Origin of the sequence: Rubellimicrobium mesophilum DSM 19309, assembly GCF_000600335.2 — a bacterium.
Lineage (GTDB): Bacteria > Pseudomonadota > Alphaproteobacteria > Rhodobacterales > Rhodobacteraceae > Rubellimicrobium > Rubellimicrobium mesophilum.
Window position 1 is genome coordinate 1 of the sequence record NZ_KK088628.1, and the last position, 12,074, is coordinate 12,074.

Sequence of the window (12,074 nt, forward strand, 5' to 3'; positions counted from 1 at the left end):
CGCGTCCCCCCGGCCTGGACTGGCCGCGGCCGCCCCCGGAGCCGCTCAGGCCGTGGCGAGCCGTGAGTAGAGGCCGCCTCTCGCCGCCAGTTCGGCGTGGCTGCCCAACTCGGCGATGCAGCCGTCCCGCATCACCGCGTGGCGGTCCGCGTGGCCTGGAAACGGATAGGCTCGGGGGAGGGGCTGGAGTCAGCTCGCGTTGGAGCTCCGGCCGGTGGGCGTCGCGGGGGAGCGTCTCGTCCTTCGTCTGTGCGGCAGGCACCCCAGCGCAGATGGCTCGCCATGACCGCGCTTTACCGGCTCGGTCTCCGCTTGCTTGGATGTGCGAGCTGCGTCGGGCGCGGCGCGGAGCCGGCTCGTCTCGGCGGTGAAGCCCTCGCAGAGGGCGCCTAGCAGGGTCAGAACAAGGGGATTCTCGGACAGGGCGCGGAGGAGGCGCGCCTCGATGTCGACTTGGCTGATCGTCGACCGGGTGTCGAAGCCGCTGCGGCCTTTGTTGTGCACGACCGCTCAGCCGAAGCGTTGGCGTCCGCCTTGGCGTAGCCCGGCACCCAAACGCCGCAGGCCGTCAGGCCGGAGAAGAGGTGCCGCAGCCGGCGGCAGAACTCGCGCCTACCCAGCGCCAGCGCCTCTCTGCGGAAGAGCCGTAGCGCCTCCTTGGGGTTCCCAGCGTGGACGCCCTGACGCCGCAAGATGTGCAGCCGCCGGTTGTCGTACCAGCGTCGCTGGTCGTCAGCTCGCGTAGCCGGATGGGGAGCCGAGCCGTCAGGTCGCTGGCTTCGGTGCAAGACGGAGCGGCGATCCAGGCCGAGGACGGCCCATGCCCGCCGCTTGCTCAGGCCCTGGACCTCCTACGCCATTGGGGACGATGTGTGCCGTGGTGGCGGCCGGCATCACCTCTGGCCATCGGATCTCTTGGCTTCGCCTTGTTCAGCATGGCGTTGGCCAGCGGGTGCTTGAGCTGGCGTTCTCTCCCCTCGGGCATCCAGCCACTTGGTCTCGGACGTCTCCACGGGTTCGGACTTGGCGTTCTGCTCATGGAGCGTCGCCGACGACCTCCCTTGCCAATAGCAGACCCCCGCCATGCTCGCGCTCGAGTTGTGCTTCCGCAGCACTCCAGTGGTGTGCTTGGCCCGGCATCTGCTTCGCTTCATGTCCGGGTCATCCCGCTCGGCCCGGATCCCAGCAGCCGCGGGAGGAGCCGCACGAGGTCCGGTCAGGTGCGATCGAGCGGTCGGGACCTGTCGAGAGTCTCCGTCTCTCTCGGTCGGACCACTAAGCTAGAATCCGCAGGCGAAGCCGATGCTCCAGCATCTTATTGAAATAGCTAAGTAAACTTTCTTGGACAGATCTGGTGCGCCGCCTAGTTACTCATGCGGGTTGTATGTCTCCGAAGCATGACAATCGATGCGGGTGGGCGGGCCGCGGCACTGAAACCATGCAACCTTTCGCAAAAGGCGTTCACATAGGGAGGCCGAAGGTGCCGATTCCAACGCATGACACCAACCAGTGGTGGGTGAATGACCAGACGCCGGACAACCCCTTCGGCAAGAGCGAAGACTATGAGGCCTTCCTCGACTACCTCGGAGCGCTTGACCGCAGCCTGACGCCGGAGATCGCAGCGGAGCCACTGCGGATCAATGTCAGCGAGCTCAACGATCATCCGGAATACAAGGCCGCCGCCATAGGCGCCCTGCAGGCGTGGTCCACCGTCACCTCCCTGCAGTTCGAGGTCGTCGACGATGCCCCCTTCGACAGCGATGTCGACTGGATAGAGGTCGTGAGCCCCGAGTTGGGCGAGCTGGACGACGGCAGTGCCTATTCGAGCGATCGCTACGTCAGCATCGGTCAGCGCTTTCACGATACCGAGCCGGACAAGACGGACATCGGCGGCTACGTGTTCGACTCCTACATCCACGAATTCGGGCACGAGTTCGGCCTGAACCATCCCGGCCTCTACAATTACAGCGGGCCTGGGGGCGTCCAGATCAACTACCTGAACAATGCGACCTGGATCTACGACCGCCAGCAATACACGGTCATGTCCTATTTCGACGGGATCGACGTCGGCGAAGCCAGCCGCTGGTCCGCGACGACACCGCTGATCGCCGACATCGAGGCCGTGATCCGTCGCTTCTTCTCGACCGTCGACGAGAACGGGGTGCGGACCTACCAGACGATCGACCTGAACACGGGCGACGACACCTACGGCTTCAATGGCGCGGTCTACGGCCATGAACTCAGCTCCTCGGGCCCGCAGCATGACATCGGCTTCGTGATCCATGACACCGGCGGGACCGACACGGTCGACTTCTCCGGCTCGACGGCCGGCACGCTCCTGGACCTGCGCGCGGGACATTTCTCCAGCGTCAACGGCCACACCAACAACGTGGCGATCTTCGCCGGGCACAACGCCGACCCGACCCAGTACTACATCGAGAACGGCGTCGGCAGCCGGCATGACGACGTCCTGATCGGCAACGACGGGGACAACGTCCTCGACGGCGGCCAAGGCGCCGACCGGATGGCCGGCAACGGCGGCAACGATGTCTACTTCGTCGACTCCCTCGACGACGTGGTGCGCGAGAACGCGGACGGCGGGACGGACACGGTCGTCGTGGTTACGGACGGACTGGATGTCGGGGACATCGCGAATGTCGAGACCATCGTCTACGCCGGCGGGTCGACCGGCGAGCCGGACGATGGCGGCGATGCAAGCCAGCCCGGTGCCGGGGGCACGTTGGCCAGCATCATCTACGGCGACGAAGGCGATGACACGCTCGACGGAGGCGCCGGCGGCGACACGATCTTTGGCTTGGATGGGGACGACCTCATTGTCGGCGGTCGCGACTCCCTGGCCAGCCGAGACATCAACAACACCATCGATGTCGAGGACCTGGAGGATCAGACCGAGAGCGACGACGGGAATGACGCGCTCTATGGCGGTCGCGGCAACGACACCATCGTTGGCGGTGCCGGCGACGATCTCCTCGATGGCGGCGTGGGCGATGACGTGCTGAGGGGGCAGGCCGGTGTCGATGTGTTCAGAGGAGGCGCGGGCGTCGACACCGTGGACTACAGCGTGGAGAGCCCGTTCCAGTTGCTGGTCAACCTCGAGACGAATGTCGCCAGCGGCGGCACCGGCTCGGGCGACACCTTCTACGGCATTGAGAACCTGATCGGTTCCGACGATCGCATCGACCGTTTCATCGGCACGTCCGAGGCCAACCATTTCTGGGGCCAGGGCGGCGGTGACTACTTCAACGGCCGGGACGGCGACGACATTCTCGACGGCGGCAACGACGGCGACATCCTGTATGGCGAACGGGGCAACGACCGGATCATCGGCGGCGCCGGCCAGGATTACCTGAATGGCGGCGCCGGCACCGATACGGTCGTCTACGCGGGCAGCTCCGGCGGCGTGACGGTCGATCTCGCCGGCGGTTCGGCTCGCGGCGGCGATGCCGACGGCCCGGTGCAGATCGTGGGACGTGGCACGGTCATCCGGCACGACATCCTTGCCGGGCTCGAGAACGTCGTGGGATCGTCCTTCGACGACCGCCTCATCGGCGACCATCAGGCCAACAAGCTGTCCGGAGGCTCGGGCGACGACACGCTGACAGGTGGGAGAGGGGTCGACATCCTGAAGGGCGGGGCCGGCCACGACACGGCGGACTACTCCGATGCGGCCAAGGGAGTCAGCCTCGGGCTGGCTCGCGGCCAGACCGGCAAGGACACCTTCATCTCCATCGAGAATCTCTCCGGCTCGGGCTTCGACGATCGGCTGGTCGGCAACGACGCGGCCAACGTTCTGACCGGACAGGGCGGTGCCGACACGATCATCGGCCGCGGTGGCGATGACACGCTGCTCGGGGATTTCGCCTATGCCGGCGACGCCCCGCCGCAGCCTGGCATGGGCACCGGCTATGCGACTCTCGGTACGGATGCGATGAACAACTCGATCGCGACGGCGTTCGACATCTCGGACAACTTCTCCCTGACGGAAGACCCGGACATCTTCGATTCGACGACCCGGCTCCATACGACGGTCAACGCCACCGGCAACGGCCAAGGCGGATACTACCGGATCGATCTCGCGGCCGGGACGGTCCTCACGATCGACATCGACGGCATCGCCGATCCCGACATCCATGACAGTTGGGTCAGGCTGCTGGACAGCGATGGCAACATCGTCACCCAGAACGACGACGGTGGCGGCGATCCCGGCTCGACGACCACCCGGGACTCGAGCACGATCTTCGTGGTCCAGGAAACCGGGACCTACTACATCCTGGAAGGGAGCTGGTCTCCCACGGCTCCGGACGATGGCTGGTCGGAGTCCGTGCCGTCGGGCTCCACGTACGAGTTGAACGTGTCGCTCGAACTGCCGGCCGCCCCGCCCCAGCCCGGTGCGTCGGGGGCCGATCGGCTCGTCGGGAGCCGCGGAAGCGACCTGCTGGACGGCGGGCTTGCGGCGGACACGTTGGTCGGCGGCAGGGGTGAGGACTCCTTCCGCTTCTCCACGGCGCTTGGTGGGAGGTAACGTCGACCGGATAACGGACTTCGGCGTCGCCGACGACGTCATCCTGCTCGACAGTCGGATCTTCGAGGGCCTGGTTGGCGAGGGCGTCCTCTCCTTCGGTGCCTTCCACAAGAGCTCGACGGGTACCGCTCAGGACGCGAGCGACCGCATCATCTACGACACCGACGGCGGCACCTTGTCCTATGACGCCGATGGCGCCGGTCAGACCGACGCGATCCGGTTCGCGCGCCTGGATCCGGGGCTCAGGCTTACCGCGGAGGACTTCTACATCGTCTGATGCGGGTCGGGAGGGATGCTTTCGGGCGCCCTCCCATTCCCTCCGGAGACGATGACCCTCGAGATCGGCGTCTGCCGCCTGACGAAGGAGAAGCTCGATGAAAGGTCTGGCTGATCGCCGAACGATCCTCTTGGCCGCCGGAACCGCGGCCGTTGCCGTGATCCTGGGTCCAGCATCCGCGCAACCTGCGGACATCGCCGGCACCGTCGGGTTCGAGGGCGGCCAGGCCATCCCGAAAGGGGAGATCCGGATCTATGTGGATGATCCTGCGGCGCACGACGGCGGGCGAGATCACGCAGCGGAAGCTCGCGTCAGCAGCGATGGCGGCGCGACGTCGGTCGAATTCACCCTCTCGCCGCCCGCCACCTCGGCGGCATCGCCGAGCACTCGGATCGTCGCGCGTCTCGAGCGTTCGGATGGCTGGCTACTTGCGCGGGGCAGCGCACAGCTCGAAGACGGCTCGCCTGTCCACATCGTGCTCCACAACGTGCTGTATTGAAAGGGTTTAGCCAGGGACGTCCCGAATCCCTTCGAGTCGTGGGGTCGTCGAGCCTCAAGGGAGACCCCGGTTGTCGAACGCCTTGCGTCCGGCTTGCCAGCCGCGGCGCTGCGGGATCTCGCTCTGATAGCCTTCTCCTCGATGCCGGCCGCCGACTTGGGATGAGGTGGGTGTGCCGACTGCCTGCTCCGTCATGGTGGTTTGGGCCTTCAGGCTGGCGATCGCCGCCCGGGCCGGCCCTCGCCGATCCGGGGCGTTCCGGGGCCGCGCATCCACCCCCCAAGGCGCCGTGGGTATTGTTCGACCTCGACCAAGTCCATCCTCGGGCAGATCCGTGGCCGTCCGTTCCTCCGACTCGAACAGGGGTGCCGGCGAGGTCGGCGGGCCTCCGCGCGACCGAACGGGACGCTCTGGGCACGATCAGCTCGAACGTGACGTTATGTTCTCCCGCCTTGGGGCGCGATTCTGCGGCACCTCCGCCCCGGAACGATTGCTATCCGGCGAAGCAATGCCTTGAATGGCCGGAGTGAGTTATTTGGCTCAAAGGAAGTTCGACATGACAACCTACTCGAAGTTGCTGATGTCTGCGGCGCTCTGCCTTGCCGCTGTTGGGGCGGAGGCCAAGACGCTGGTCTACTGTTCCGAGGGCTCCCCCGAAGGGTTCGATCCGGCGCCGTACACGGCGGGCACCACGTTCGACGCTTCCTCCCGCCCGGTCTACAACCGCCTCGTCGAGTTCGAGAAGGGCACGACCAACGTCATCCCTGGCCTGGCCGAAAGCTGGGAGGTCAGCGAGGACGGGCTTCAGTACACCTTCCACCTGCGCCCGGGCGTCACGTTCCACACCACGGAGTGGTTCACCCCCACGCGCGAGTTGAACGCCGACGACGTGATCTTCTCGTTCGAGCGGCAGCGGGACGAGGCGAATCCGTGGCATCAGTACACCGCGGGGATCAGCTACGAGTACTTCAACTCGATGGACATGGGCTCGCTCATCGAGAACATCGAGAAGGTGGACGACCTGACGGTGAGATTCCACCTGACGCGGCCCGAGGCTCCCTTCCTCGCGAACCTCGCCATGGACTTCGCCTCGATCATGTCCAAGGAGTACGCCGACCAGCTCGAGGCCGAGGGCCGGATGGCGGACCTCAACCAGCAGCCGGTCGGGACCGGGCCGTTCCAGTTCGTGGCCTACCAGCAGGACGCCGTGATCCGCTACCATTCCAACCCGACCTACTGGAATGGCCAGCAGCCCATCGACGATCTCGTCTTCGCCATCACCACGGACCCGGCCGTGCGCCTGCAGAAGCTGCAGGCGGGCGAATGCCAGATCATGCCCTATCCGGCCCCGGCGGACATCGAGGCGATCCGCGCCGACGGGAACCTCACGCTGATGGAGCAGCCGGGGCTCAACGTCGCCTACATGGCCTACAACACGCAGATGCCGCCCTTCGACAACCCGCAGGTCCGCCGGGCGCTCAACATGGCGATCAACAAGCAGGCCATCATCGACGCGGTGTTCCAGGGCACGGGCGAGGTGGCCAAGAACCCGATCCCGCCCACGATGTGGAGCTACAACGACGAGGTTCAGGACGACCCATACGACCCAGATGCCGCGCGGAAGATGCTCGAGGAGGCCGGGGTCTCGGACCTTTCGATGAAGGTCTGGGCGATGCCGGTGCAGCGGCCCTACATGCCGAACGCCCGCCGGACGGCCGAGCTGATCCAGGAAGACTTCGCGAAGGTCGGCGTCGACGTGGAAATCGTCTCGTACGAATGGGGCGAGTACCTCGAGCGTTCGTCGGCGACCGACCGCGACGGCGCGGTGATCCTGGGCTGGACCGGCGACAACGGCGATCCCGACAACTTCCTCGGGGTGCTTCTCAGCTGTGCCGGGGTCGGCGAAGCCAACCGCGCGCAGTGGTGCAACGAGGAGTTCACGGACCTCATCAACCAGGCCAAGACCACGTCGGACCAGGACGGGCGCGCGGAGCTCTACCGGCAGGCGCAGGTGATCTTCAAGCAGGAGGCGCCTTGGGCCACCATCGCGCATTCGACGGTGTTCATGCCGATGTCGAACAAGGTGCAGGGCTACATCATGAGCCCGCTCGGATCGCACCAGTTCGACGGCGTGGACATCGCCGAATAAGGCACCACCCTTGAACAGGGGCGCGGCGGATCACCGCCGCGCCCGATGGACTTCGAAACATGATCCGATTCATCCTCGGCAAGCTGCTCTACCTCGTGCCAACCTTCCTTGGCGTGACCATCGTCGCCTTCGGCTTCGTTCGCGTGCTGCCAGGGGATCCCGTCCTGCTGATGGCCGGAGAGCGGGGAATATCGCCGGAGCGGTATCAGCAGTTGCTGGAGCAGCTCGGCTACGACCAGCCGATCTGGCGGCAGTACCTGGACTTTCTCGGCCGGCTCTTCCAGGGCGACCTCGGGGAGTCGCTGGTGACCAAGAGCCCGGTCCTCCACGAGTTCCTGACCCTGTTTCCCGCCACGGTCGAGCTGGCGATCTGCGCGATCCTCCTGGCGACCCTGATCGGCATCCCCGCAGGGGTGCTGGCCGCCGTCAAGCGCGGGTCATGGTTCGACCAGATCAGCATGGGTGCCGCTCTCATCGGGTATTCGATGCCCATCTTCTGGTGGGGGCTCCTGCTCATAATCCTGTTCTCGGGGATCCTGGCGTGGACCCCGGTCTCGGGTCGCATCTCGCTGCTCTACTACTTTCCCGAAGTGACGGGCTTCATGCTCATCGACAGCCTGCTGTCGGGACAGGACGGGGCGTTCGGGTCTGCCGTGGCGCACCTGATCCTGCCCACGATCGTGCTGGCGACCATCCCTCTCGCCGTGATCGCACGGCAGACACGGTCGGCCATGCTGGAAGTCATGGGCGAGGACTACGTCCGCACGGCCCGGGCGAAGGGCCTGCCCTGGCGGCGGGTCGTGGGGGTGCATGCCCTCCGGAATGCGATGATCCCGGTGGTCACCACGATCGGCCTGCAGATAGGCGTGCTGATGGCAGGCGCCATCCTGACGGAGACGATCTTCTCCTGGCCGGGCATCGGCAAGTGGATGGTCGACTCGATCTTCCGGCGCGACTACCCGGCCGTGCAAGGCGGGCTCCTGCTGATCGCCGCGGTGGTGATGGCGGTGAACCTGATCGTCGACCTGCTCTACGGCCTGATCAACCCGCGGATCCGCCATGTCTGACCATCCCAAGGAGGAGCGGGGATGACCGCGACGCCTGACCTCGCCTCCAAGCCGCCGGCCGGCACCCGCCGGCAGATGCTAGGGGAGCTCTGGTTCTACTTCCGCCAGAACCGCGGGGCGGTCATCGGGCTCTGGGTCACGATCGCGCTGATCGTCGTGGCCCTGGCCGCGCCCCTGCTGGCGCCGCACAGCCCGTCGATGCAGTACCGGGATGCGTTTCTGGTGCCCCCATCCTGGCAGGAGGGTGGCAGCACGCGATTCCTCCTCGGCACGGACGCCATCGGTCGCGACATCCTCTCGCGCCTGATCTACGGCTCGCGCTATTCGCTGTTCATCGGGGCGGTGGTGGTGACCATCGCGCTGGTGGGTGGCATAGTGATCGGCCTCGTGGCGGGATTCTTCGGCGGCTGGGTGGATGCCGTGATCATGCGCGTCATGGACGTGATCCTGGCCTTTCCCTCGCTGCTCCTCGCGCTGGTTCTCGTGGCGGTCCTGGGGCCGGGACTGCTGAACGCGATGATCGCCATCGCCTTGGTGCTCCAGCCTCACTTCGCGCGCCTCACCCGGGCGGCCGTGATGGCCGAGAGGAACCGGGAATACGTCGTGGCGGCCCAGGTGGCCGGGGCAGGGCGCCTGCGCCTCATGTTCCGCACTATCCTGCCCAACTGCCTCGCGCCGCTGATCGTGCAGGGCACCTTGTCATTCTCCAACGCCATCCTGGACGCAGCGGCGCTGGGCTTCCTGGGGATGGGGGCGCAGCCGCCGACGCCCGAATGGGGCACGATGCTCGCCGAGGCGCGTGAATTCATTCTGCGCGCCTGGTGGGTCGTGACGTTCCCGGGCCTCGCTATCCTGATCACGGTGCTCGCGATCAACCTGATGGGCGATGGGCTTCGCGACGCCCTCGACCCCAAGCTGAAGCGGAGCTGAGGCATGGCCCCCGTTCTCGAGATCCGAGACCTGTCCGTGAGCTTCGACACGTCCACGGGGCCGTTCCAGGCCGTCCGGGGCATCGACCTGACGGTGGACCGGGGCGAGGTGCTCGCCATCGTCGGGGAAAGCGGCTCCGGCAAATCCGTCGCCATGCTGGCGGTAATGGGCCTGCTGCCGGACACGGCCACCGTCACGGCCGACGTGATGCGCTTCGGCCCCCGCGACATGCTGTCGATCAGCGATGCAGAGCGTCGGGCGATCATCGGCCGCGAGATCACGATGATCTTTCAGGAGCCGATGGCGAGCCTGAACCCCTGCTATACCGTCGGTTTCCAGATCGAGGAGGTCCTCCGGCTCCACCTCGGGATGACGGGCCGGGCGGCGCGGGCGCGGGCGGTCGAGTTGCTGACGGCGGTCGGGTTGCCCGAGCCGGCGGATCGGCTCCGCAGCTACCCGCATCAGTTGTCGGGCGGGCAATGCCAGCGGGTCATGATCGCGATGGCAATCGCCTGCAACCCGACCCTCCTGATCGCGGACGAGCCGACGACCGCCCTCGACGTGACGATTCAGAAGCAGATCCTCGACCTTCTGCTCCGCCTTCAGGAGGAGAACGGCATGGCTCTCATCCTGATCACGCACGACATGGGCGTGGTCGCGGAGACGGCGGACCGCGTCGTCGTGCAGTACCAGGGCCGCAAGATGGAGGAAGCGCCGGTGCTGAACCTCTTCGAGGCGCCGCAAAGCCCCTACACCAAGGCGCTGCTTTCGGCGCTGCCGGAAAACGCGACGGGCCGCCGGTTGTCAACAGTCAAGGACTACATGGAGCAGATGGCCGGGGGCGTCTCATGAGCGGCCGAGAGGATCGTCCCGGCGAAGGTCTCGGCACCTCCGATCCGCGCGGGGTCGGGCCCGGGGTGGAGCGGCAGCAGGGTGTCGGGCCCGGTGGCGCGGAGCCTCCGTCGGCGAAGGCTGACGACGCCGGTCGGCGAGCGGTCGGCGGCGCCTCCGTCCGGCATCCGGCGACGTCGCGGGGCGACATCGTTCTTGAAGGGCGGGGCATCACCCGCGACTACCATGTGAGTGGCGGGTTCCTTCGCGGCACAAAGGTGGTGCACGCCGTCCGCGGGGTCGATTTCGCGGTACCTCGCGGCAAGACCCTGGCCATCGTCGGCGAAAGCGGCTGCGGCAAGTCGACGCTGGCCCGGATCATCACCCTGATCGACCCACCGACGTCCGGCACCCTGCTGATCGAGGGCAAGCCGGTCGAAATCTCGGGCGGCCGACCGCCGCGCGACCTGCGCTCCCGCGTGCAGATCGTGTTCCAGAACCCGCATGGTTCGCTCAATCCGCGCCAGAAGATCGGCAATGTCCTGATGGAGCCGCTGGAACTGAACACCGACCTGCCTGCGGCCGAGCGACGCGACCGTGCGCGGGGCATGCTCGAGAAGGTCGGCCTTCTGCCGGAGCATTTCGATCGCTATCCCCACATGTTCTCGGGCGGGCAACGGCAGCGGATCGCCATCGCACGCGCGCTCATGGTCAATCCGGCGATCCTGGTCCTCGATGAGCCTGTCTCGGCTCTTGACCTGTCGGTTCAGGCGCAGGTGCTCAACCTCTTGGCCGATCTCCAGAAGGAGTTCAGGCTGACCTACGTCTTCATCAGCCACGACCTGTCGGTGGTGCGACACATCGCTGACGAGGTGATGGTCATGCTACGCGGCGAGGTCGTGGAGCGCGGTTCGCGCGATGCGGTCTTTGCCGATCCGCAGCATGAGTATACCCGTACGCTCTTTGCGGCAACGCCAGTGACCTCCCTGCCTGCCATTCGTGCGCGGGTGGAACGCAAGGCCATGCGCCGAGAGGCCACAGGTCAGCGTCATCCCGCTAACTAGAAGGCATCTGCGAGCGGGACAGCGGACTTGCCGGTTGAAACGAGTAGGGGGGTGTCGCCATTCGGCGCTCCTGGGAGGTGCCTCAACCCTCGCCGCTCGTCGCCGGCACGGGCCGCTGTCCAGGTTGGAACGGCTCCGGTCGAGCTGCTGGCAGTCAGCCCGGCGATCGAGGAGCACCAGATGCTGCTGGGTCCGAACGCCGGTGCCCTGCCACTCGGGCAGCCGGCGCGAGCAGATCGTGAAGGAGCAGCTTGATCCGAGCGGCGGCATCTTCCTAACGACGTCCTGGCACGGCGCGGAGACGATGCCGGCGAAGGCCACGCGGTCGTCACACCAAAGTCCGCCGCTCCGGCGCTTGGGCGGTTCACGCGCCAGCAGTGGCGTGGCCGCAGCCCAGAACTCGGCGGAGACAAGGAGCTTGCTCATGTCCATCGAGGCTCAGGCCCCAGTTCTCTTGGATGCCATTGAAAGCTTGCAGGCTGCGCATGCTGCCGGCTTGCAGGCTGCGCATGCTGCCGGGAGGCCCGAGCCGGTTCAGCCATCTCTGGGCTCGATCAGGTCGAAATCCGACACTGGCTCCTCATCCCGAGCGACGGCCTCCGGGGGACTGTCAGGATATCTGTGAGCGAGGCCATGATGAAGGTGAGAAAGGACCTGAACCATGGCTATCGAGAAGGACGTTCTGGACCGGCTTCTGGCGGGGCGCGATCCGGG

Annotated in this window: 8 protein-coding genes; all 8 read left to right on the plus strand. The window is 66.4% G+C overall.

The features are described 5' to 3' along the window. Positions 1-1,480 precede the first annotated feature (1,480 nt). The 8 genes from RUMESO_RS22160 (at position 1,481) to RUMESO_RS22190 (ending at position 11,360) form a co-directional block, all read left to right on the plus strand. On the plus strand, positions 1,481-4,543 hold the full coding sequence (locus RUMESO_RS22160; RefSeq protein ID WP_245639383.1) for a M10 family metallopeptidase C-terminal domain-containing protein: 3,063 nt from the start codon (positions 1,481-1,483) through the stop codon (positions 4,541-4,543). Next, on the plus strand, positions 4,533-4,820 hold the full coding sequence (locus tag RUMESO_RS27610) for a hypothetical protein (protein WP_245639384.1): 288 nt from the start codon (positions 4,533-4,535) through the stop codon (positions 4,818-4,820). The genes RUMESO_RS22160 and RUMESO_RS27610 overlap by 11 nt, the downstream gene beginning before the upstream one ends. Before the next feature lie 97 nt (positions 4,821-4,917). After that, positions 4,918-5,319 carry a hypothetical protein gene (locus tag RUMESO_RS22165; RefSeq protein ID WP_037283884.1) on the plus strand — a complete coding sequence of 134 codons (402 nt, stop codon included), beginning with the start codon at positions 4,918-4,920 and terminating at the stop codon, positions 5,317-5,319. Between the two features lie 556 nt (positions 5,320-5,875). Then, entirely contained in the window at positions 5,876-7,468 is a 1,593-nt protein-coding gene (locus RUMESO_RS22170) for an ABC transporter substrate-binding protein (protein ID WP_037283885.1), read from the plus strand. A gap of 59 nt (positions 7,469-7,527) precedes the next feature. Then, positions 7,528-8,535, plus strand: a complete 1,008-nt coding sequence (locus tag RUMESO_RS22175; protein ID WP_037283887.1) for an ABC transporter permease subunit — start codon at positions 7,528-7,530, stop codon at positions 8,533-8,535. A gap of 21 nt (positions 8,536-8,556) precedes the next feature. Next, positions 8,557-9,465 carry an ABC transporter permease subunit gene (locus RUMESO_RS22180; RefSeq protein WP_037283889.1) on the plus strand — a complete coding sequence of 303 codons (909 nt, stop codon included), beginning with the start codon at positions 8,557-8,559 and terminating at the stop codon, positions 9,463-9,465. 3 nt (positions 9,466-9,468) lie between these two features. Continuing rightward, positions 9,469-10,317: an ABC transporter ATP-binding protein gene (locus tag RUMESO_RS22185; RefSeq protein WP_051521609.1), complete on the plus strand. Its 849-nt coding sequence runs from the start codon at positions 9,469-9,471 to the stop codon at positions 10,315-10,317. Beyond that, positions 10,314-11,360 carry an ATP-binding cassette domain-containing protein gene (locus RUMESO_RS22190; protein ID WP_082484549.1) on the plus strand — a complete coding sequence of 349 codons (1,047 nt, stop codon included), beginning with the start codon at positions 10,314-10,316 and terminating at the stop codon, positions 11,358-11,360. Before RUMESO_RS22185 ends, RUMESO_RS22190 begins: the two co-directional genes overlap by 4 nt. Positions 11,361-12,074 lie beyond the last annotated feature (714 nt).